At 60.7% G+C, this 22,111-nt stretch carries 24 protein-coding genes; 16 read left to right on the top strand and 8 right to left on the bottom strand.

The annotated features are described in order from the left end of the window. Positions 1 to 69 precede the first annotated feature (69 nt). From rfbD to C7T36_RS02780, 4 genes are read left to right on the top strand one after another with little or no spacing between them, the layout of a single operon-like run. Positions 70 to 924, top strand: a complete 855-nt coding sequence (rfbD, locus tag C7T36_RS02795) for a dTDP-4-dehydrorhamnose reductase (RefSeq protein ID WP_045070600.1) — start codon at positions 70 to 72, stop codon at positions 922 to 924. A 43-nt stretch (positions 925 to 967) separates the two neighbouring features. After that, positions 968 to 1,882, top strand: coding sequence for a glycosyltransferase family 2 protein (locus C7T36_RS02790; RefSeq protein WP_045070597.1), 915 nt, complete (start codon positions 968 to 970; stop codon positions 1,880 to 1,882). Further along, positions 1,879 to 2,958: a sugar phosphate nucleotidyltransferase gene (locus C7T36_RS02785; protein ID WP_033231210.1), complete on the top strand. Its 1,080-nt coding sequence runs from the start codon at positions 1,879 to 1,881 to the stop codon at positions 2,956 to 2,958. The genes C7T36_RS02790 and C7T36_RS02785 overlap by 4 nt, the downstream gene beginning before the upstream one ends. A 32-nt stretch (positions 2,959 to 2,990) precedes the next feature. Further along, complete coding sequence (locus C7T36_RS02780; protein ID WP_045070594.1) at positions 2,991 to 3,764, top strand: SGNH/GDSL hydrolase family protein; 774 nt, start codon at positions 2,991 to 2,993, stop codon at positions 3,762 to 3,764. Positions 3,765 to 3,768: 4 nt separating this feature from the next. On the opposite strand, the gene C7T36_RS02775 is transcribed toward C7T36_RS02780, so the two are convergent. The 3 genes from C7T36_RS02775 to cofD are packed head-to-tail and all read right to left on the bottom strand — an operon-like array spanning position 3,769 to position 6,683. After that, positions 3,769 to 4,326 carry an NUDIX hydrolase gene (locus tag C7T36_RS02775; protein WP_045070592.1) on the bottom strand — a complete coding sequence of 186 codons (558 nt, stop codon included), beginning with the start codon at positions 4,324 to 4,326 and terminating at the stop codon, positions 3,769 to 3,771. Then, the gene (locus C7T36_RS02770; protein WP_045070590.1) at positions 4,327 to 5,694 is read right to left on the bottom strand and encodes a coenzyme F420-0:L-glutamate ligase; all 1,368 of its coding nucleotides are present in this window, start codon (positions 5,692 to 5,694) and stop codon (positions 4,327 to 4,329) included. It lies immediately after the preceding gene. Then, a complete protein-coding gene (cofD, locus tag C7T36_RS02765; RefSeq protein ID WP_033231206.1) occupies positions 5,691 to 6,683 on the bottom strand; it encodes a 2-phospho-L-lactate transferase in 993 nt (330 codons plus the stop codon). Before cofD ends, C7T36_RS02770 begins: the two co-directional genes overlap by 4 nt. A gap of 402 nt (positions 6,684 to 7,085) precedes the next feature. Here cofD and C7T36_RS02760 point away from each other — a divergent pair, with 402 nt between their 5' ends. Continuing rightward, on the top strand, positions 7,086 to 7,349 hold the full coding sequence (locus tag C7T36_RS02760; protein ID WP_165826358.1) for a WhiB family transcriptional regulator: 264 nt from the start codon (positions 7,086 to 7,088) through the stop codon (positions 7,347 to 7,349). A gap of 168 nt (positions 7,350 to 7,517) precedes the next feature. On the opposite strand, the gene C7T36_RS02755 is transcribed toward C7T36_RS02760, so the two are convergent. Next, positions 7,518 to 8,006, bottom strand: coding sequence for a metallopeptidase family protein (locus tag C7T36_RS02755; protein WP_033231205.1), 489 nt, complete (start codon positions 8,004 to 8,006; stop codon positions 7,518 to 7,520). Between the two features lie 80 nt (positions 8,007 to 8,086). Between C7T36_RS02755 and C7T36_RS02750 the strand changes: the two genes are divergently transcribed. The 11 genes from C7T36_RS02750 to ahcY all read left to right on the top strand — a co-directional run bounded on the left by C7T36_RS02750 (position 8,087) and on the right by ahcY (position 18,832). Then, positions 8,087 to 8,485: a DUF3499 domain-containing protein gene (locus C7T36_RS02750; RefSeq protein WP_033231204.1), complete on the top strand. Its 399-nt coding sequence runs from the start codon at positions 8,087 to 8,089 to the stop codon at positions 8,483 to 8,485. A 138-nt stretch (positions 8,486 to 8,623) separates the two neighbouring features. Then, positions 8,624 to 9,997, top strand: a complete 1,374-nt coding sequence (locus C7T36_RS02745) for a phosphomannomutase/phosphoglucomutase (RefSeq protein ID WP_033231203.1) — start codon at positions 8,624 to 8,626, stop codon at positions 9,995 to 9,997. Between the two features lie 132 nt (positions 9,998 to 10,129). After that, positions 10,130 to 11,224 (top strand): hypothetical protein, encoded by a 1,095-nt coding sequence (locus C7T36_RS02740; RefSeq protein WP_045070585.1) that lies wholly within the window; start codon positions 10,130 to 10,132, stop codon positions 11,222 to 11,224. Continuing rightward, the gene (manA, locus tag C7T36_RS02735; RefSeq protein WP_033231201.1) at positions 11,224 to 12,441 is read left to right on the top strand and encodes a mannose-6-phosphate isomerase, class I; all 1,218 of its coding nucleotides are present in this window, start codon (positions 11,224 to 11,226) and stop codon (positions 12,439 to 12,441) included. Before C7T36_RS02740 ends, manA begins: the two co-directional genes overlap by 1 nt. A 2-nt stretch (positions 12,442 to 12,443) precedes the next feature. Then, positions 12,444 to 13,370 carry a cation diffusion facilitator family transporter gene (locus tag C7T36_RS02730; RefSeq protein ID WP_033231200.1) on the top strand — a complete coding sequence of 309 codons (927 nt, stop codon included), beginning with the start codon at positions 12,444 to 12,446 and terminating at the stop codon, positions 13,368 to 13,370. 51 nt (positions 13,371 to 13,421) lie between these two features. After that, complete coding sequence (locus C7T36_RS02725) at positions 13,422 to 14,915, top strand: amino acid permease (RefSeq protein ID WP_045070584.1); 1,494 nt, start codon at positions 13,422 to 13,424, stop codon at positions 14,913 to 14,915. Between the two features lie 110 nt (positions 14,916 to 15,025). After that, entirely contained in the window at positions 15,026 to 16,249 is a 1,224-nt protein-coding gene (locus tag C7T36_RS02720; RefSeq protein WP_045070583.1) for an alkane 1-monooxygenase, read from the top strand. After that, complete coding sequence (locus C7T36_RS02715) at positions 16,246 to 16,425, top strand: rubredoxin (protein ID WP_084703039.1); 180 nt, start codon at positions 16,246 to 16,248, stop codon at positions 16,423 to 16,425. Before C7T36_RS02720 ends, C7T36_RS02715 begins: the two co-directional genes overlap by 4 nt. Before the next feature lie 3 nt (positions 16,426 to 16,428). Further along, complete coding sequence (locus C7T36_RS02710; RefSeq protein WP_033231503.1) at positions 16,429 to 16,611, top strand: rubredoxin; 183 nt, start codon at positions 16,429 to 16,431, stop codon at positions 16,609 to 16,611. A 34-nt stretch (positions 16,612 to 16,645) separates the two neighbouring features. Continuing rightward, a complete protein-coding gene (locus tag C7T36_RS02705; protein ID WP_045070579.1) occupies positions 16,646 to 17,266 on the top strand; it encodes a TetR/AcrR family transcriptional regulator in 621 nt (206 codons plus the stop codon). A gap of 87 nt (positions 17,267 to 17,353) precedes the next feature. Then, positions 17,354 to 18,832: an adenosylhomocysteinase gene (ahcY, locus tag C7T36_RS02700; protein WP_033231196.1), complete on the top strand. Its 1,479-nt coding sequence runs from the start codon at positions 17,354 to 17,356 to the stop codon at positions 18,830 to 18,832. A gap of 255 nt (positions 18,833 to 19,087) precedes the next feature. Here ahcY and C7T36_RS02695 read toward each other — a convergent pair whose 3' ends face one another. The 4 genes from C7T36_RS02695 to C7T36_RS02680 are packed head-to-tail and all read right to left on the bottom strand — an operon-like array spanning position 19,088 to position 22,102. Next, positions 19,088 to 19,420, bottom strand: coding sequence for a MazG nucleotide pyrophosphohydrolase domain-containing protein (locus C7T36_RS02695; protein WP_052683630.1), 333 nt, complete (start codon positions 19,418 to 19,420; stop codon positions 19,088 to 19,090). Then, complete coding sequence (locus C7T36_RS02690) at positions 19,417 to 20,325, bottom strand: hypothetical protein (RefSeq protein ID WP_106939684.1); 909 nt, start codon at positions 20,323 to 20,325, stop codon at positions 19,417 to 19,419. Before C7T36_RS02690 ends, C7T36_RS02695 begins: the two co-directional genes overlap by 4 nt. Further along, complete coding sequence (locus C7T36_RS02685) at positions 20,322 to 21,140, bottom strand: metallophosphoesterase (RefSeq protein WP_045070574.1); 819 nt, start codon at positions 21,138 to 21,140, stop codon at positions 20,322 to 20,324. Before C7T36_RS02685 ends, C7T36_RS02690 begins: the two co-directional genes overlap by 4 nt. Beyond that, the gene (locus C7T36_RS02680; protein WP_084703036.1) at positions 21,137 to 22,102 is read right to left on the bottom strand and encodes a thymidylate synthase; all 966 of its coding nucleotides are present in this window, start codon (positions 22,100 to 22,102) and stop codon (positions 21,137 to 21,139) included. Before C7T36_RS02680 ends, C7T36_RS02685 begins: the two co-directional genes overlap by 4 nt. Between the last annotated feature and the right edge of the window lie 9 nt (positions 22,103 to 22,111).

The following is a 22,111-nucleotide window of genomic DNA, read 5'->3' as shown; positions in this document are numbered from 1 at the left end:
ACCCATCCAGGTTACTGGTCTACTCACGTCAGGTCGGGTACCTGGCGACGGCGTGCCAAACTGACGGGTATGACTAATATCCTGCTCACAGGGGCGCGCGGCCAGCTTGGAAGTCGTATCGAATCGCTTGCGCTCTCGGCGGGTCGAAGCGTTGTCGCTCTGGGTTCAGCACAGTTGGACATCACCGATCGTGGTGCGGTCGACAAAGCGCTGACGTCCGATGTTCTCTCACCCGAGACGGTGGTGATCAACTGCGCCGCGTACACGGCAGTGGATGCAGCGGAGTCGGATGAGGCGGCGGCCACGGCAGTGAACGAGACCGGGCCGAGCAACCTGGCATCGGCCTGCGCGCGGGCGGGTGCCCGATTGATCCACGTCTCCACCGACTACGTCTTTCCTGGTGACGCTCACAGCCCGTACGAGGTCGATTCGCCGACAGGGCCGTCGACGGTCTACGGCCGCACGAAGCTTGCGGGCGAGGAAGCCGTGCGCAAGTCCGGCGCTGATTCCGTGATCGTTCGCACCGCCTGGGTCTACTCGGGTGAGACCGGTGATTTTGTCGGCACGATGCGCCGCCTCGAAGGTGAACGGGACTTTATCGACGTCGTCGACGATCAGATCGGTTCGCCCACGTACAGCGTCGATCTGGCGGCCGGTCTGTTGGAACTGGCGTCACGTCCGTTCACGGGCACTTCGACACTGCACGCGACCAACGACGGGCAGGCCAGTTGGTTCGATCTGGCGCGCGCGGTGTTCGAGGAGATCGGTGCCGATCCGAATCGGGTTCGCCCGTGCACCAGCGCCGCATTTGTCCGCCCGGCGCCGCGCCCCGCGTACTCGGTGTTGTCCGGTGACGCGTGGGCGGCCGCGGGCCTGAGCCCGTTGCGCCCGTGGCGTGAGGCGCTTCACGACGCAATCGCGTGAGCAAAGTTCAGATGGAGCGCTCCGGGCGGCTAGGCTGACCGGCGTGAGTCCCAAGCTGGCCGTGGTAACGGTGACGTACTCGCCCGGCGAGCATCTCGAGAACTTTTTGAGCACACTCGCCGAGGCGACGACAGAAAAACCCCAGGTCATCATGGCCGACAATGGGTCGACCGACGGAACTCCCGAGGCCGCCGACAGCAAGTACGAACACGTTCGTCTGCTCCGTACCGGTGGAAATATCGGGTACGGAGGCGCGATAAATCGGGCTGTCGCGGAGATCGATCCGGCTGTCGAATTCATCGTGATTTCCAATCCGGACGTCCAATGGAGCCCCGGTTCACTCGACAAATTGGTGGCTGCGGCAAATCGGTGGCCAAGGGCCGGTGCGCTGGGGCCCAAGGTCCTCGAACCCGACGGCAGCGTGTATCCGTCGGCGCGATCCGTTCCCGACATCACTTCCGGTGCGGGACACGCAATTCTGGGCACGGTGTGGCCGAAGAATCCGTGGACGACTCGCTACCGCCAGGAGAACGAGGCGCTCACCGAGCGCGCGGTCGGCTGGTTGTCCGGTTCGTGCCTGCTCGTTCGCCGCGATGCCTTCGACGCCATCTCCGGGTTCGACTCCCGTTACTTCATGTACATGGAGGACGTCGATTTCGGTGATCGCCTCGGAAAAGCGGGTTGGCTCAACGTGTTTGTGCCCTCTGCGGAGGTAACTCACGCGAAAGGGCATGCGGCAGGGCGTCATCCGGAGTTGATGCTGCCGGCACACCACCGCAGTGCATACCGTTTCCAAGCCGATCGCCATCCACATTGGTGGCAGGCCCCGCTGCGTCTGGCACTGCGCGGCGGCCTGGCGCTTCGTTCCAAGATTGCCGTCGCATCCGCAGTGCGCGCTCGCACAGATCACCAGACCGATGACACTTCAGTTTCGAATCCCAGGGGACAACAACGATGACCGAACCTACTCCGACCGACGCGGTAATCCTGGTAGGCGGCAAGGGCACTCGCCTGCGTCCGCTGACCTTGTCGGCTCCCAAGCCGATGTTGCCGACGGCCGGTCTGCCGTTCCTGACGCACTTGCTCGCGCGGATCGAAGCTGCGGGCATCAAGCACGTCGTACTCGGTACGTCGTTCAAGGCAGAGGTGTTCGAGGACTACTTCGGTGACGGGTCGAAAATGGGCCTCGAGATCGACTACGTGTTCGAGAACGAACCGCTCGGAACCGGCGGTGGTATCCGCAACGTTCTTCCGAAACTTCGTGGCGACAACATCATGGTGTTCAACGGCGACGTACTCGGCGGCACCGATCTGAATGCGATCCTCGACACACACACGAAAACGGACGCGGACGTCACGCTGCACCTCGTCCGAGTCGGCGATCCGCGAGCGTTCGGCTGTGTACCCACCGACGAAGACGGTCGGGTGTCCGCGTTCCTGGAGAAGACCCAGGATCCGCCGACCGATCAGATCAACGCCGGTTGTTACGTCTTCAAGCGCGAGATCATCGAGCAGATCCCCGAGGGTCGCCCGGTGTCGGTCGAGCGCGAGGTGTTCCCGAACCTGCTGGCCGAGGGCAAGCGCGTCTTCGGTCACGTCGACACGTCGTACTGGCGTGACATGGGCACTCCGGAGGACTTCGTGCGCGGTTCAGCCGACCTGGTTCGCGGTATCGCGCCGTCACCCGCACTCGAGGGCCCGCGCGGCGAGTCCCTGGTGCATCCCGGTGCCGGTGTGGCTCCCGGAGCTGTGTTGATCGGCGGCACGGTTGTCGGACGCGGCGCAGAAGTGGGCGCAGGCGCCCGCCTCGACGGCGCAATCCTGTTCGACGGCGCCGTGGTGGAAGCCGGGGCAGTTGTCGAGCGATCGATCCTCGGATTCGGTGTTCGGGTGGGACCCCGCGCACTCGTCCGCGACGCGGTGATCGGCGACGGTGCCGATATCGGCGCTCGCTGCGAATTGCTCCGCGGCGCTCGGGTGTGGCCGGGTGTGACGCTGCCCGACGGCGGCGTGCGTTTCAGCACAGATGTGTGATTGTTGAGCTTCGCAACTGGAATAATGGCCGGATGACTTCATTTCCGAGCCGCTACGTCGCCCTCGGTGATTCGTTCACCGAGGGCGTCGGCGACGCAGACGACAGATTCCCCAACGGACTACGAGGTTGGTCCGAACGCGTCGCGGAGCAGTTGGCAATCGGCAACCCGGATTTCCGATACGCCAATCTGGCGATTCGTGGTCGACTACTCGGTCCGATCGTCGACGAGCAGCTGGGGCCCGCGCTGGCGCTGAAGCCGGACCTCGTGACGATCTACGCCGGCGGCAACGACATGATGCGCCCGAAGCTGGACCTCGACGCCGTGGTCGCTCGCTACGACACCGCGATTGCGGCGCTCACCGAATCCGGTGCTCGCGTAGTGATGTTCACCGCCTACGACACCGGATGGTCGGCGTTCTTCGGCAAACTCCGTGGCCGGATGGCCATCTACAACGAATTGGTGCGCGAAGTCGCCGATCGACACGGCGCGACCATCGTCGACTTCTGGCGGTTCGCCGAATATCAGGATCTGCGGATGTGGGACTTCGACCGCCTGCACATGTCACCTGCCGGGCATCAGAACATGGCCGCTCACGTGCTCGACGCCATCGGTGTGGACCACACTCTCACCGCGCCGGATCTCGGTCCCGTGCCGGCGCAGTCGAAGATCGAGGCCAGGCGCGAAGACCGTCAATGGACCCGAGAGTTCCTGGTGCCGTGGCTGGCTCGGCGCGTCAAGGGCGTCTCCTCGGGTGACGGAGTCAGCGCCAAGCGGCCCGAGTTGGCCCCCGCTTTTCAAGCCTGAAGGTTCAGACCTGAAGGCGCAGTCTCGCCAGCGAGACCATGTGGTTGACGCTCTCGTGTTCGGCATTGGCTGGGAGGGAATCGACGGGCCACCACTGCAGGTCCGTCGACTCCTCGCTGCGCACGATCGGTGAGTTGTCCGGTGCCACAACAAGAAACCTCAGGTCGAGGTGCCGGGTCGGGACGCCGAGTGAACACGTGATGGGGTGCGTGTGTGCGGAAAGAAGTGCGGGGTCGATGCGCAGATCGTGAATTCCCGATTCCTCGCGAGCTTCCCGCAAGGCGGAATCGATCACAGTGTCATCAGTCGGTTCGCAGTGTCCGCCGAGCTGAATCCACTTCCCGACACGCGGATGCAGAGTGAGCAGGACGTGATTCAGGCTTTCGTCGACAACGAGCGACGACGCGGTGATGTGCCCCGGCACATGACGACGAAGGCATCCGTCTGGTGCGGAGTCGAGAAAAGCCAACATGGTGTGACGGAGGGACTCGTCGTGCGCTGACGGCGTAGGCCATTGTTCCAGAACACCTTTGGCGGACCTGTGCAGAGTCTCTGCGCTCACCTACATCTCCACCAATGCGTCACCGGCTGCGGGAGCCGTACGGGGAGTGAGCGGTTCGAGGGGGTGACCGACAGCGACGGCGCCGAGCGGTTGCCAATCGGCGGGCACGCCCAGATGTTCGCGCACCGTGTCGGCGGCAAAGATCGTCGAACCGATCCAGCAGCTCCCGATCTCACGGGTCGCGAGCGCAACCAGCAAGCCCTGCACCGCCGCTCCCGCCGCCACGGTGAACATCGTGGACTCCGCAGCGGTGCGGCGCTCGTCCGGGTAGCTGTGCGCGCCGTCGGGGACGCAGAACGGGATGACAACTTCAGGGGCGTCGAACAGGATGTTGCCACGTGCGACGCGGGCCTGCGCGGATTCCTCGGTGCGTCCGTCGGCGCGGAGATCGGTGAGCCACTTCTCGCGTAGTGCTTCCAACAGTTGCTTGCGAATAGTGTTGGTGCGCAACCAGACAAAGCGAACGGGTCGGGTGTGGTGCGGCGCCGGCGCGGTCAACGCCTCGGCGATGGACAACCGAATCGCGTCGGCGTCAACAGGTTCCTCGCTGAACGCGCGAATCGAACGGCGCAGAAGCAACGACTGGCCGCGGCCCATCGCCGTGGCTTCGGCCGTGCCGAGCCAGAACAGATCGTCGGCACCGCGACGGATGAGATCCTGCGCTGTGGAACCGTTGTCCTGGAATCGCAAGCCGCGTACGACGGCAACCGGCACTCCGCCGAGCTTGCCCTTGACCAGATCGCCGGCAGCCGCGATTTCGTCGGCAACGGCGATCTCGGTCACGATCAGATCGTTACCCTGGCTGTCCTGCGCTCCGAGGTAACCGTGTAACACCGGGATTCCGGCGGCGCCGATCGCGGCGTCGGTCTGCCCGTTGCGCCACGCGCGGCCCATGGTGTCCGTCACCACGACGGCGACGGACTTACCGGCGGCATCGAGGAACCGAGCGCGCAGCGCGGCGGCACTCGCGTCGGGATCGACGGGAAGCAAAGCCAACTCGCCGCCGTCGACGTTGGAGCCGTCGATGCCGGATGCGGCCTGAACGATTCCGAGCTTGTTCTCCGTGATGAGGGTTCGGCCCTTACGCGCTACGACGCGTACGGCTTCCTGATCGACGAGTACACGCCGCGCGGCATCGCGCTCGTCGGGGTCGGTCGGGGACGAGACGATGCGGCCTTCGACCTTCGAGAACACTTTGCTCGTCACGACAAGGACGTCGCCGTCGCGGATCCACGGTGTTGCCTCGATGAGGGCAGCAGCCAAATCGTCCCCCGGACGGAACTCCGGAAGACCGTGAACGGGAATCACTTCGATGGCTGCGCCGGGCGAGTGATCGCCGGGAGCCTGATCGGTCGTGTTTGTTGTCACAGCGACACTCCGGCGATATCGAATGCGGTGGCCACCATCTCGGCGGTGGCCGCGGGCGAGGACATGATCAGTGGGACGGCGCGCACATCCACACCGTCGACGTCGGCGGTGTCACCTTCGTCGATCAGCCAGCCGTCGAGGATGCCGTTGATCGACCGGGCGCCGTAATGGCGACCGATTGCTTCGGATGTCGTCTCGACGCCGATGACGTCGAGGCACTCGTCGGCCATTCCGCGCAACGGTTTTCCGCCGATCACGGGGGAGAGTCCGATCACTTTGGCTGCGGTGGTGCGCAGTGCACCACGAATGCCTGGCACCGCCAGAATCGCGCCGACACTGACAACCGGGTTGGACGGAGCGATCAGGACGACGTCCGCGTTCTCGATCGCCTCGAGCACTCCCGGGGCCGGCTTCGCCTGTTCGGCACCGACGTGAGCAAAGCTGTGGGTCGGGACGTGTGCGCGGTGACGTACCCACCACTCCTGGAAATGGATCGCTTTCTGCTCGCCGTCCTCAGGGTCGGTGATCACGACGTGCGTTTCGCTGCGGTCGTCACTGACGGGGATGAGGTCAACGCCGGGATTCCAACGATTGCACAACGCTTCGGTAACTGCGGAGAGCGGATAGCCCGTTCTGAGCATCTGGCTGCGGATCAGATGGGTGGCGATATCGCGGTCGCCGAGCCCGAACCAGTCCGGCTTTGCGCCGTACGCGGCGAGCTCTTCTTTTGCGTTCCAACTCTCGCCCTTGTGGCCCCATCCACGCTCGGTGTCGATGCCGCCGCCGAGGGTGTACATGCAGGTATCGAGGTCGGGGCAGATACGCAGCCCGTGCATCCAGACGTCGTCGCCGACGTTGACCACGGCTGTGATCCGGTGTGGGCCTTGATATTTCTCGAGCGTTTCACCACCGGAGATGCCGAGTGCGTGTTGCACTCCTTGGAGGAAACGAGCTCCGCCGACGCCGCCAACCAATACAGTCACGTTCACTTGACAAAGACTAGGCGGTGCTCGGCTTGCCGTGTCCGCTGGGCGGTGTGTCAGATGCAAAACTCGGGCCGGAATACTAATGGATTCCTGTTCATTAGCTTGACCGCGACACGCTGGACGTGTGTAATCTCAAATGTGTCATTCCACCGATGTCGGCGAGTTTGCCTGCAGCGGGACCACATTCGAACGTAGTTTCGAGTGGTCAACGGGGTGGGGTTGAAATGGGTTGAAATACGGAGTGAAATTCTGCGCTATTACAGGTGAGGAGGCGGAACGATGCCCAATGAAAATGTCGAGATCAGTGCTCTGGCAATGACAGTGAGCTACGAACCGCAGACCGATTCCCAAGCAGGCGCAGCAGAAGGTGCCTGCAGTGAAATCGAGGCGGTGACTGCTCGGCCTGTGCTGAGTCTGGTGACCGGCTTCGAGGAACTGTTCGACACCATCGAGGATCAATGGCAGGAACGCGCACTCTGTGCGCAGACCGATCCTGAGGCGTTCTTCCCTGAAAAGGGTGGATCTACTCGGGAAGCCAAGCGAATTTGCCTCGGCTGTGAGGTTCGTGACGAGTGCCTCGATTATGCACTCGCCAACGACGAACGGTTCGGAATCTGGGGAGGGTTGTCGGAGCGCGAGCGTCGACGTCTCAAGCGGGGGATCATCTGATCTGCTGCTGAATCGGTTCGGTCAGCGTCGGGGCTGACGGGACGGTCTGCGAAAAGTCTTGACCTGCAACGGGGAATTGCAGGTCGTGCACAGACTTTCAGAGATATTTGCCTAAGGGACATGGGCTTTCGGCCCTAGCCTGCAGAGTACTTAGTCCTCTTCGGGTGCCTAGTCTTCTTCAGGGAACGTCGGATCGATCACTGATGGATCGACGCCGAGGAACGTACTGACTTGATGCACCAGCACGTCGTGAACCAGATCCGTGAGTTCGTCCGGATTCTTGGCACGCTGCTCCAGCGGTCGACGGAACAACACAATTCGCGCACGTGTCGTCTTGCCGTGGCGATCGATGCCGGCGGGGATCAAACGTGAGAGTGGGACAGGTCCGTCCGCGACAACTTCCGGTGGCCAGTTCACCGAATCCGGATCACGGGCAAAAATCTTCGGAACCTCGTCGACGGCGATGTCGAGTTTCTTCAGCCGGTCGTGCCATGCCAGGTCCACCGGAGCAAACGCCTCCATCACGAGGAGATCGAATTTCTCCGCTCGTGTCCGCCGTGCCGGAACTTCCGGCGGCAACAAAGGTCCGCGCAGGCCGCGGCCGTGCCGTTCGATCGAACGGGTGGTGATCGACCGTCTGCGGGGGGAGCGTGACATGGCGTCGAGATTACGACAGTGACGCTCCGTCGGTGTGTCCGAGTAGGTTCCCGCCGCGGGGAGGGCTAGGCTCCGTACCTGTGAGATCTCTGCGTCGCTGCTGCCGCCCCGGGTGCAAGAACCCCGCCGTCGCGACGTTGACGTATGTCTACTCGGACTCCACTGCGGTAGTCGGTCCTCTCGCGACCGTCGCTGAACCGCACTCGTGGGATCTGTGTGACAACCATGCGTCGCGTATCACGGTCCCGAAGGGCTGGGAAATGGTCCGGTACGAGGGTGGATTCTCGACCAGCACTCCGGACGAAGACGATTTGACCGCTCTTGCCGAAGCTGTCCGTGAGGCAGGTTTCGGCGACCGCGCCAAGGGACGTGAGGACACCGGCGTGTCCGCAGGCGACGACGCCCGTTCCGTCGCGCCTCCCGCGGTTCGCACCGGTCGTCGCGGTCACCTGCGTGTTCTGCCGGATCCGTCGGCCTGAACTTCCGGCCGCTTTTGCCTGACATCCCGTAGTCACGCGTGAAGCATTAGGCTTGCTCAGAACTTCCAGCGTCTTGCGAACTTCCAGTGTCCCGGTCGAAAGATCCGACGGGATGCGCACACAAGGAGAATGAATTCAGTGGGGCGAACAGCCGAGTCGGTTGCTGCAATCATCAAGGCGTACGATGTCCGTGGCGTGGTGGGTGAGCAGATCGACGAAGATTTTGTCCGCGATGTCGGCGCGTCGTTTGCCCGCTTGGTTCGGGACGAGGAGGGCGCTGCATCGACCGTGGTGATCGGGCACGACATGCGTGAGTCCTCACCCGCGCTGTCGGCCGCGTTCGCCGAGGGTGTCGTCGCGCAGGGACTCGACGTAGTACACATCGGACTGGCGTCCACCGACGAGCTCTATTTTGCTTCCGGGTTGTTGAACTGCCCCGGTGCGATGTTCACGGCAAGCCACAACCCCGCGAAGTACAACGGCATCAAGTTGTGCCGGGCGGGTGCGAAGCCAGTCGGTCAGGACACCGGTCTTGCTGTCATCTCCGGTGAGGTCGTCTCCGGAGTTCCCGAGTTCGACGGTCCGGCCGGCGCGGTCAGCAGCCGCGATGTGCTCGACGAGTACGCAAGCTACTTGCGTGGGCTGGTCGACCTGTCCGAGATGCGTCCGATGAAGGTTGCCGTCGACGCGGGTAACGGGATGGGCGGACACACAGCGCCCGCCGTCTTCGGCCCGATGCCGCTCGACGTGTTGCCGCTGTACTTCGAATTGGACGGCTCGTTCCCCAATCACGAAGCGAACCCGCTCGATCCGGCCAACCTGGTCGATCTGCAGGCGTACGTCCGTGAGACGGGCGCAGATGTCGGTCTTGCCTTCGACGGTGACGCGGACCGTTGCTTCGTGGTCGACGAAAAGGGTGACCCGGTGTCCCCGTCCGCCGTGACGGCACTGGTTGCCCAGCGCGAGTTGGCAAAAGAGCCCGGCGCGTCGATCATCTACAACCTCATCACCTCGCATGCCGTGCCGGAACTGGTCACCGAATTGGGTGGCGTTCCGATCCGCACCCGTGTCGGCCATTCGTTCATCAAGCAGCAGATGGCCGAAACGGGCGCAGTCTTCGGCGGCGAGCATTCCGCTCACTACTACTTCCGCGATTTCTGGGGTGCCGATTCCGGCATGCTGGCTGCTCTGCACGTGCTGGCCGCACTCGGTGAGCAGGACCGGCCGCTGTCTGAACTGATGGCCGAGTACACCCGGTACAGCGCTTCCGGCGAGATCAACTCGACCGTTGCCGATGCGGCCGATCGAACGGCTGCGGTCCTCGCCGCCTTCGCGGACCGCACAGAATCCGTCGACCGCCTCGACGGTGTCACGGTCAACTTGTCCGGTAATGCGTGGTTCAACCTGCGGGCATCCAACACCGAACCGTTGCTCCGACTCAACGTCGAAGCTCCGACGCAGGCCGACGTCGACGCGTTGGTCGGCGAGATTCTGGCGATCGTTCGAGGCTGAGTTCATTTTTCTGCCCGATTGGTTTGTCGGCGCGTCGGCCGCCTGGGATAGTTGGGGGACTATCCGCGCACGCGGTGCTGCGGTCGATGTTGGTTGCGAGAGAAGTTGTTACGGAGAAGGGGGTGCGGTGAGATGACAGCGCCGACACCGCTCCTCGACCTCGACGACAGTGACGCATTGTCAGCTGCCGATTCCGAGGGGTTACTGCGTTCGGTAGCCATGGGGGGCGCACAGATTCGTTCGACGGCTTCGGCGGTCGCGGAAGGCTCGCTCGATCGGTTGGCCGGGCTGCGCCCACGAAGCATCGTGTTGATCGCGGGATCGGCCGGTGCCAGACACGCCGCCCGGATCGCGGTTGCCCTGCTCGGCAATGCTGTGCCGTGCCCGCTGGTGCTGCTCGACAGGACGCCGTCGTGGGTCGGCCCCCTCGACGTCGTGGTGGTTGCGGGAGACGACGCGGGGGATCCGCGCCTGGTGGAGTCCGTCGACGGGGCGGTGCGCCGCGGCGCAGAAGTTGTTGTCGCGGTTCCCGAAGAGGGACCGATGAGGGCAGCGGCTGCCGGGCGCACGATGACCCTGCCGCCGCGTGTGTTCACTGCTCCGCGCCACACGATGATTCGCTTTCTCGCGGTCTTCGTTGCCGTGGTTGCCGCGATCGAGAACCGCGACAAGGGTGAAGCCGGACCGTCGTCCCTCGATCGGATCGCGGACGCCGTCGACGCCGAAGCCATCAGCGACGGGTTGTCCAACGAGGTGTTTCACAATCCAGCCAAATCCTTGGCTACCAGAATGCGCGATCGCCGACTGGTCGTGTGCGGCAGCGGCGCGGTCGCCACTGCGCTTGCCGACTATGCAAGCGCGTCGCTTCTGGCATCGGGATGCTCCGCGGCCTCCGGTGAACTGTCGGATGTGATCGCAGCGGCACGGGCCCTCTTCGCTCCGCCGTCAAGGGCCCCCGATTCGGTTTTTCACGATCCCTTCTTCCACGATCCGGAGCTCGACGGCCCGTTGCCGATCGACCCGGTTCGGGCATTCGTTTTTGCCATGGAAGCGGGACGCGGCGAGGTTGTGCGACGCATGGATGCGCTGGCCGATGCGGATCTGGTGATCGCAGCAGACGAGGACAGCGCCAATACGGGGGTATCGGAAGTGGAACAGGTGTTTGTCTTGGCATCGAGAGTGGACATGGCGTCCGCATACGTGCAGTTGACGGGTGGGCCGCGCTAGTGCACGAACTCGAGGGCGCTCTGCGGTCCTACGCCTGGGGGTCACGTACGGCTATTGCCGAACTTCGTGGGCTTCCCGTGCCGTCCGCACATCCTGAGGCGGAATTGTGGCTGGGCGCGCATCCGGGCGATCCTGCGCGCGTCGTCACCGACGATGGCAGTGAGTCGTTACTCGACGTGCTCGGCCGGGACCCGGCGCGGCAACTGGGTGAGCAGAACATCGAGGCCTTCGGTGAACGCTTGCCGTTCCTGCTCAAGCTGTTGGCAGCAGAGGAACCGCTGTCATTGCAAGCGCATCCGAGCGCCCGCCAGGCAGAAGAGGGCTTCCGCCGGGAAAACGCCCTCGGTGTTCCGATGGACGCACCCGTCCGCAATTACAAGGACGGCAGCCACAAGCCGGAACTGGTCGTCGCCCTGAGCACGTTCGAAGCGCTCGCGGGATTCCGCGAACCGACGAGGACTGTCAAGATGCTGCGCGCACTGGCGGTGCCCGAACTGGAGCCGTACATCGGTCTCCTTGAAGGACAACCGGATTCGGACGGCCTGCGGGCGTTGTTCACAACGTGGATAACCTTGCCGTCCACCGCGCTCGGAACATTGTTGCCGGCCGTCCTCGCGGGATGCATCGGTTACGCGTCGTCGCGAGACGCGGAATTTGCCGCGGAGATCCGCACCGCGCTCGAACTCGGCGAATCGTATCCGGGTGACGCCGGCGTGCTGGCTGCGTTGCTGTTGAACCGGGTCACCCTCGAACCAGGTCAGGGAATCTTCCTGGCCGCCGGAAACCTGCATGCCTATCTGCACGGACTGGCTGTCGAGATCATGGCGAACTCCGACAATGTTCTACGCGGCGGGCTTACCCCCAAATACGTCGATGTGCCCGAGTTGCTTCGGGTCCTCGACTTCAACGGATCCGACATCACGATTCTCGACCCGTCGCCGCACGCGGGCAGCGCGGACATCGTCTATCCGACGCCCGCTCCGGAATTTCGGCTCACGCGTATCGAATTGGGTGCAGACCTGACGGACAGCGTCGTTCCGGCTGGGGATCCGCGCATCCTGATCTGCACCGAGGGTTCGGTCACGGTGCGCTGTGGGACTGGCGAACTGGAACTCGATCGTGGCCGCGCAGCCTGGATTTCCGCTGACGAACCCATCGCGACAATCTCTCCCCGAAGCACAAAGGCACAGGTTTTCAGCGCCACGGTTGGCCGATAACCGTGTCGGCAGAAGGTGGAAAGAAAGCAATCCTGGCCGCATTGGGGGCTAATGCCGGAATTGCCGTAGCCAAATTCGCGGGATTCCTGATCACCGGGTCGTCGTCGATGCTTGCCGAGTCGGTGCACTCCGTTGCCGACACGTCCAATCAGGGACTGCTGCTGCTCGGGCAGAAGAAGGCCGAGAAGGAAGCCGACCAACTGCACCCGTTCGGATACGGGCGCAATCGGTACTTCTACTCGTTCGTGGTTGCGCTGGTGCTCTTCACTTTGGGTTCACTGTTCGCGATCTACGAGGGCATTCACAAGATCCAGCATCCGGAGGAACTCAACTCGGCGTTTGTAGCCGTTGTCATCCTGGTCATCGCCATGTGCCTGGAAGGGTTCAGTTTTTACACCGCGATGAAGGAATCTCGTCCGCTGAAGGGAAACGCGTCGTGGTGGTCGTTCATCCGTACGTCGCGCAGTCCTGAACTGCCGGTTGTCCTCCTCGAGGACACCGGCGCACTGATCGGACTGGTGCTGGCACTGGGCGGCGTCGGCCTGACGATGGTGACCGGCAATCCGGTTTTCGACGGCATCGGCACCCTGTGCATCGGCGTGCTCCTCGGCATCATCGCGATCGTCCTGATCGTCGAAATGCAATCCCTGTTGATCGGGGAAGGCGCGACCAGCGTCGAAACCGATCTCATCCTGGCCGCGTTGGTCGACGGAACCCGCATCGAACGAGTCATCCACTGCAAGACCCAGTACCTCGGTCCCGAGGAGATTCTTGTTGCGGCGAAGGTTGCCGTTCCGCTCGGTTCGACCATCTCGGATGTCGCGACCGCAATCGACGAGGCCGAAGCGCGCGTGCGTGCTGCTGTTCCGGCGGCACGCGTGATCTACATCGAACCGGATCTGGACAAATTGGTCACTCGCAAACCCTGAACAAAGCCTCTCGCACAGGCTTAGGCTGATGCCATCTCTAAGGAGGCGGCAGTGGCGATCAAGGACGAGGCCGGATCCGGTCGTTCCAAATTGTTCCGAACCAAGTCGATAGAGCAGTCCATCAAGGACACCGACGAACCCGAGACCAAACTCCGAAAAGATCTGAACTCCTGGGATCTCACCGTATTCGGTGTTGCGGTGGTCATCGGTGCAGGAATCTTCACACTCACGGCTCGGACGGCAGGCAATGTCGCCGGGCCGTCGGTGTCGCTGGCGTTTGTCATCGCCGCTGTTGCCTGCGGCCTGGCGGCACTCTGTTACGCCGAATTCGCGTCGACGGTTCCCGTCGCCGGTAGCGCATACACCTTCTCGTACGCGACGTTCGGCGAGTTTGTCGCCTGGATCATCGGCTGGGACCTCATCCTCGAATTTGCGTTGGCGTCGTCCGTCGTCGCAAAGGGATGGTCCCTGTACCTCGGTGAGGTGATGGGTTCACGAAGTCCGATCGTCGAGTTGGGTCCGGTCTCGTTCGACTGGGGCGCGGTGCTGATCATCGCGGTCATCACGGTGTTGCTGGTGACCGGAACCAAACTGTCGTCGCGAGTGTCGCTGGTGATCACGTCGATCAAGGTCGCCGTGGTGCTGCTCGTGATCATCGTCGGCATGTTCTACATCGACACCGACAACTACACGCCGTACATTCCGCCCTCGCAGCCCGGCAGCACCGGGGAGGGCATACATCAGTCGTTGTTCTCCTACGTCACGGGCGCAGGCGGCAGCACGTTCGGATGGTACGGACTCCTTGCAGCGGCGAGCCTGGTGTTCTTTGCGTTCATCGGATTCGACGTCGTTGCCACCACCGCGGAGGAAACGAAGGAACCGCAGAAGGCGCTGCCGCGGGGAATTCTCGGCTCACTCCTCATCGTCACCGTGCTGTACGTGGCGGTGACGCTGGTGCTCACGGGAATGGTGAACTACACAGTGCTCGAGGGTGACACATCCAATCTGGCAACGGCATTCGCGTTCCACGACATCACGTGGGCAAAGAATGTGATCTCGTTCGGTGCCCTCGCCGGACTCACAACCGTGGTGATGGTGTTGATGCTGGGGCAGACTCGTGTGCTTTTTGCGATGGCGCGCGACGGTTTGATGCCGCGGCGGTTGGCGCCGACGGGTAAGCACGGAACTCCGGTTCGGATCACCGTGCTCGTCGGGGTGGTGGTTGCCGTATTGGCCGGATTCTTCCCGATCGGCACGCTCGAGGAAATGGTGAACATCGGAACGCTGTTCGCTTTTGTTCTCGTCTCGATCGGAGTGGTGGTGTTGCGCCGCACGCGTCCGGATCTACCCCGCGGATTCAGGGTTCCTCTCGTGCCTTGGGTGCCGATTCTGGCGGTGTTGGCCTGCGTGTGGCTCATGTTCAATCTGTCGGTGGAGACCTGGATCAGGTTCGTCGTCTGGATGGCGCTCGGCGTGGTCATCTACTTTGCGTACAGCCGTCGGCATTCGTTGATCGGAAAGCGCGAGCGCGGCGAAATCGACTGAGTGTACAAATTTAAGGATTTGTATAGTTTTTTTACAATGTTGGCAGTATTGTCTACCTCATAGTGAAGTGACTCACAGCCGTGAGTCGTTCCGGATGGAGGAGGCACGCAGTGTCGACACACGTGAGCGCAGAATCCGATCAGATATCGGGGGAGTGGCGAGACAAGAAGCGGCATCTCTGGCTGCTCGGCTTGGTTCCTCCGGTCGCGATTTTCATCGCGGTGGGAATGGTGGCCCTGTTCAACAACATTGGTTTGGGCGTCGTGTCGCCGATCTGGTGGTGGATCGGGCCGCTACTCGTGTACCTGGTGTTGCCGGTCCTCGATATCTTCTTCGGGCCGGACGGTGAGAACCCGCCCGACGAGGTCATGGAGAGGCTCGAGAACGACAAGTACTACCGCTACTGCACGTACGTCTACATTCCGTTCCAGCTGGTCAGCCTCGTCATGGCTTGCTACTTGTGGTCGGCTACCGACCTCTCGTGGCTCGGTATCGACGGCGGGCTCGGATTGGTGTCGAAGATCGGTGTGGCGATCACCGTCGGGTGTGTTGCGGGCATCGGAATCAACACGGCACACGAACTCGGCCACAAGAAGGACGATCTCGAGCGGTGGTTGTCCAAGATCACTCTGGCGCAGTCCTTCTACGGTCACTTCTATATCGAGCACAACCGTGGTCATCACGTCCGGGTGGCAACTCCGGAAGATCCCGCGTCGTCGCGATTCGGTGAGAGCTTCTGGGCTTTCCTGCCGCGCAGCGTATGGGGATCCCTGCGATCGTCGTGGGAACTCGAAAAGGCGCGTCTCGATCGATTAGGCAAGAAGCCGTGGACAATTCGCAACGACGTCCTGCATTCGTGGTTGATGTCGGTAGTGCTGTTCGCTGTACTCGCCGCCGTGTTCGGGCTGTCGATTCTGCCGTTCCTCGCATTGCAGGCCGTCTTCGGATTCTGCCTGCTCGAGACGGTCAACTACCTCGAGCACTACGGACTGAAGCGGACGAAGTTGGCCAGCGGCCGGTACGAGCGCGCCGCGCCGGAGCACAGCTGGAACAGTGACCACATCTGCACCAACATTTTCCTGTACCACCTGCAGCGGCACAGTGATCATCACGCCAACCCCACCCGTCGCTATCAAACGCTCCGGAGCATGGACGGCGCACCCAATCTTCCGAGTGGTTACGCCAGCATGATCATGCTGGCCTACGTGCCGCCGCTGTGGCGAAAAGTGATGGACCCCAAGGTCGTTGCTCACTATGGCGGCGATATTACCCGGGTCAATATCCAGCCGGGCAAGCGGGAGAAGATCCTCGCGCGGTACGGAGCGAGTGCATGAGTGCCTACAAATGCCCCGTGTGTGACTACGTCTACGACGAAGTGAACGGCGCACCGCGAGAAGGGTTTCCGGCAGGCACGCCATGGGATGCAGTCCACGACGACTGGTGCTGCCCAGACTGTGGTGTCCGGGAAAAGGTGGACTTCGAAGCTGTATCGGCAAGGGCAGGAGAGTGAATGATGAACGACTACAAGCTGTATCAGTGCGCGCAGTGCGGATTCGAGTACGACGAGGCGCAAGGCTGGCCAGACGACGGTATCGAACCAGGTACTCGCTGGGATGACATTCCGGACGACTGGAGCTGCCCGGACTGCGGCGCGGCGAAGAGTGATTTCTTCATGGTGGAGATCGAGCGGGCCTGAATGGGTCGGCGGGAGCGGCGGTAATGTCGTCATCATGATGTCGACGCCCACCCGCTTGCCTCAGAAAGAGGCGTCCCGTCTGCTGCTGCGCGGTGCGGTGCTCGATTCGATGCGGGAGTTGCTGACCGAGCGGGACTGGTCCGAGGTGAGTCTGACCGTTCTGGCCAAGCATGCGGGTGTCAGTCGGCAGACGCTCTACAACGAGTTCGGTTCGCGGCAGGGTTTGGCGCAGGCGTACGCGCTGCGGCTCGCGGACGGGTTTGTCGACGCTGTGGACGACGCCGTTGCAGCAAACGAGGGTCGGAGCGTCGACGCCCTGATGTCAGGGTTCGGGGCGTTCTTTGCCTCCAGCGCGATGGATCCGTTGGTGCGTTCGCTCCTGACGGGGGAGGCGAAGCCCGATTTGTTGCGTTTGATCACGACGGACAGCGCCGTGATCATCGATCGGGCATCAATTCGGTTGTCGGAGAGTTTTCAGCGTGGGTGGATTCAGGCGTCGGCCGCTGATGCGGGCATCCTGGCCAGGGCAATTGCGAGGCTTGGCCTGAGTTATATATCGATGCCGCCCGAGTCCGGGGCGTCGGTGGCGGAGGATCTGGGTGCCTTGCTCGGACCGTTCATCGATGTTGCTCGAGGTGCGCGCGGCACGGTGTGAGGTTCGCCGCAATCACGGTGATGTCCTACTGCGTGGGTCGAGCGGATAGCCTTGAGTGGAGTATGCACGTCAACCAGGAGAGGGACGATGACGACCTCAGTTTCAACAACGCCCGTGGCCGACAACCGTAACGGTGTCGACTTCAAAGTTGCAGATCTTTCGCTCGCCGAATTCGGTCGCAAGGAAATCCGACTGGCCGAGCACGAGATGCCGGGCCTCATGGCGCTGCGCCGTGAATACGCAGAGGTCTTGCCGCTCAAGGGCGCTCGCGTTTCCGGTTCGCTCCACATGACCATTCAGACTGCAGTTCTGATCGAGACGCTGACCGCTCTCGGCGCCGAGGTTCGTTGGGCTTCGTGCAACATCTTCTCCACCCAGGATCATGCTGCCGCCGCTATCGTCGTCGGTCCCCACGGCACCCCGGAAGAGCCCAAGGGCGTTCCGGTGTTCGCGTGGAAGGGCGAAACCCTCGAGGAGTACTGGTGGGCAGCCGAGCAGATGCTGACGTGGCCGGGTGAGCCTGCCAACATGATTCTCGACGATGGTGGCGACGCCACCATGCTCGTGCTCAAGGGCGCGCAGTTCGAGAAGGCCGGCGTTGTTCCGCCGACGGACGACGATCAGGATTCCGACGAGTACAAGGTCTTCCTGGCTCTGTTGCGTCAGTCCCTCGAGGCCGACAAGGGCAAGTGGTCGGCAATCGCCGAGTCCGTCCAGGGCGTCACCGAAGAGACCACAACGGGCGTTCTGCGCCTGTACCAGGTCGCCGCTGCCGGTGAACTCACGTTCCCCGCGATCAACGTCAACGACTCGGTCACCAAGAGCAAGTTCGACAACAAGTACGGCACACGCCACTCGCTGCTCGACGGCATCAACCGCGGCACCGACGTCCTGATCGGTGGCAAGGCTGCACTCGTCTGCGGTTACGGCGACGTCGGCAAGGGCTGCGCCGAGGCGCTTCGTGGCCAGGGCGCTCGCGTCGCGGTCACCGAGGTCGACCCGATCAACGCACTCCAGGCATTGATGGACGGCTTCGAGGTCAAGACCGTCGAACAGGCCATCGGCTGGGCCGACATCGTGATCACGTCCACCGGCAACAAGGACATCATCACGTTCGAGCACATGAAGGCCATGAAGCACCAGGCCATCCTGGGCAACATCGGTCACTTCGACAACGAGATCGACATGGCCGGACTCGAGAAGTCCGGTGATGTCACGCGGATCAACATCAAGCCGCAGGTCGACGAGTTCACCTTCGCCGACGGTCACTCGATCATCGTGCTGTCCGAAGGTCGTCTGCTCAACCTCGGCAACGCGACGGGCCACCCGTCGTTCGTGATGAGCAACAGCTTCTCCAACCAGGTCATCGCGCAGATCGAACTGTGGACCAAGCCGGAGGAGTACGACAACGAGGTTTACCGTCTCCCGAAGCATCTCGACGAGAAGGTCGCCAAGATTCACGTCGAGGCCCTCGGTGGCACGCTGACCAAGCTCACCAAGGAGCAGGCAGAGTACATCGGCGTCGACGTCGAGGGCCCGTACAAGCCCGAGCACTACCGCTACTGATCCGACTTGTTCTCGGCAGCTTGACGATCGTCCTCGTCCTGGTCCACCTGATGGGCCAGGACGAGGAGTCGTTTGGCGTCAGCGTGCGTCGTGGGGGGCGACGCGTTGGCGCTGCCGTGAGGCGAAGCGCTGACACCTGCTGACCGAACCGGACTGGACGTCCAACGGATCAGTGTCAGCGTCGAACTCCCTCTCCGGATGGAATCGAGGGTGTTTCTTCCTCCGAACTGACCCGCAGATTAAACTTCAAGCAGGCTAACGTGGGGGAAAACGGATTTCATTCTCCTCTAATTTATGGAGCATGGCTGCCTCAAGATCGATTCCGGACTGATATGAGATCTTTATCACGTAGATCAAGATATCGGCGAGCTCACCTGGAAGCTCGGAAATAAGTTTGGCGAAGGGAAAGTCGCCTCGATCGAATTTCTTGACTAGGTTCGCAAGTTCGCCAACCTCGCCTGCGAGACCAACGGTATTGTGCAGCAAGGCTGAGTGGTCATCTGCAGTGACCGGTTGCGACCAAGGAAAATTGGTTTCGCGAGACCGATCAAAACGCTGCTGGATTTCTGTTAGTTCATTTAGGTTCATTTTATTCTCCGATCCAGCTTTCTAAATTCTTGTGCCGATTTCATAAGATTCGTTTTCAGTTCACGCTGCGTGGTGGATATTATTCGGGAATGGCTGCCGTTAGATCTAATTTGTTGAATTTTCCTTAAGTCGGCAGCCGCGATGCGGAGAATGTCGCAAACTTCCGTTAATTCTGAGTGTCGTTGCGACATTTCAGTGATCAAGAAGTCGATCCCTTTTATATCAATGATGGTTTCAGTCTGGGATTTATCCTCCAGCAGTACGGCAATTTCCGTGAACTTGGAATCCAATACCAGCTGGGACAATGTTCCATCGGTATGAGAAATATCTAACTGACTGCGGTGTAGGAGCCGGTTTCCGCGGTCGAAGTGTGCGCGAAACGCAAACACGGTGAAAATACAGCGCTCAATTACGGGGAGTTCCTTAACTACTCGGTTGGAGATTAATTGCAGCTCCGCAAAATTGACAGGAAGAAATGAACTAACCTCAAGAGCTCGGAAATATGCCGTAATCAAAAGAGTGGTCGAGTCGGCTGCGTCCAAGCCGATCTGTATTACCAGCAAACTAGGTAGTCGTCCATCCCCGCTCGTGACAATATTCTGATTGTCGACCAGAGTGACCACGGCCCGGTTCGACGTTGATTTCTTCTTTAGCTCTTCGATTGCACTCTGGATGGCGTCGCCATGCCTATTAATATACTCGCCGTGATTGAAGTGCAGCTCCGGAGGGCGAGTTGCCTGCTGCCAGCGCCTTGCGTCGTTAATATATTGATCGATGAACCCGTCGGTCGAGCACGGTATCTCACACGTCACAGATATCCGGAGGTTGTTAACAGGAGAAGTTTGGCAAAGGGCTTTGCATTTGGAAACGGCGGTGCCGAAATCATTTGCTTGAACATCTGTCACTTTGGCTCCAGATCTGATGGTATAAACATGTCGCGATTTGCTTGGAAGTTGAAGAGTTTTCCGCTGAATGTATTTTCTTCAATCTTGTATACTGCGAACTGGTTGTTCATGTTCGGGTCAGGGGGAAATCCTAAAGAGCCGACGCCCAGAACTTTGGTTCCCGCGGAGCCGACAGTTAGAATCTGATTGCTGTGAATATCGCCATGTAGCAGTAGTGCTACCTTGTAATGACTCGCAAGCGTCAGTAATTCGTATGAATGTTCAAGACCATGTCCGCCGTACCGGCTCGAGATCGGGCTATGGTGAACGACGAGTATTATCGGTTCGTCTGGCGTCGATGCTTCTAACGCATCGCGTAACTGCTCCAGGTCGACCTTGCCGTAGGTGTGATCTCCGTGATGGGCGCTGTTTACTAAAACAAAACGATATCCAAGCCTGGATACGCTGCAGATGGTTCGGGTGGCAGTAAATGTTTGTGCAGAGTCGTCGGTGATTCCGAACGCGAATTTATTGAATTCATGGAATGAGCACCCAGTGTCGGTTATGTCGTGATTTCCTGGACACACTAATACGCTAGAGAAATTCATCTTGTCGCTGAGTAGGTATTCATGAATATAATGGCTCGCGGTGTTGAATCCATTTTTGTTTCCACGAGTTGTGAAATCTCCAGATAATACGAGGATGGAATTCCCCCAGTCGGGATCCTCCTGGCGGATTGCCTTAGATGCTAATTCAAGGGCACGCTCTGGGCTTAGGTTCCCTCCGTCTGCGTTGAAATGAATATCGCTGATATGCACGATTGTGAGTTCATTCACGGCTTGCGGGGTCCTTTGTTCCAGTTGTGTGCACAGGTTTGGAGGTCCCCCGTGGTTTTTTCATCAATTATTTCAGTTGATAAATTTGGGAAGCCGAGCCTGCGTAGCCTTTCGGCGGCGATAATTGCGATTAGCGGTTGATAGGCAGTGGGAATGCTTAAGCTTTGCATGATTTGATGAACCGACGATGGTTTCATCTCTAATGCAATGGCTTCCGTTGCTGATTCGAGTGCTTTGAATACCTGATCCGATTCGGCTAGAGAAAGACGTAGGTCAGGTACTTCTTCGTCGTGACCCCCGGCTAATTTGGATCGATAATCATAGGTGTTTTCGTCTCTTGAATAGAGGTGGAGGCTGTCACTGAAATGGGTGTAAGTACCCATTTCGACATTTAGCCAACCGGCGAGGATTTCTTGAAGTAGAGTCCACTGTATTATATTGTAGGGAAGGCCCATGATAATATCGTTGCTTCTCATTATTTGCGTCCAGTTTAGTCTCCCATTGACAATTTTGATCATCGATGTAATGGAGCATGGAATATCCGCAGAAGCCGGTGTGCCAGTCTCGTCAGGCAGGTCAGTTCGTGAATCCCATATTTGAAGGACAGCTTGCCTGGACTGCGGGTTTTTGCTGAGCGCGTGGTATATTCCCAAAAATTGGTCGACGCCGAAATGTTGGCGCAAACGGAACCCGTACGCTCCAGGTGTGTTGGGTGCGATACCGATAAAATTCGGGAGCCGAGAATTCCAAGGAATAAGGAACTGTACATCTCTTCGCCCGCGAACGATCCAAATGAGCTCGGCGATTGCGAATGCTGGATTAATTGGGGGGTGCCGGGTTGTTGCAAATCTGCGGCGAGGATTTCGAAGGTGCAAGGTGACATTTAATATTTCGCGCGTTTGGTTGTCATTTGCGCCGCGAGTATTTGTCGCGGACGAAACTGATGGCCACAACTCAGTCATCAATGAATC

It is taken from the genome of Rhodococcus sp. AD45-ID, from assembly GCF_003023755.1.
Taxonomy (GTDB): domain Bacteria; phylum Actinomycetota; class Actinomycetes; order Mycobacteriales; family Mycobacteriaceae; genus Rhodococcus_F; species Rhodococcus_F globerula.
Note: the sequence above shows the minus strand (reverse complement) of the source record. Positions and strands in the feature narration are given on the sequence as shown.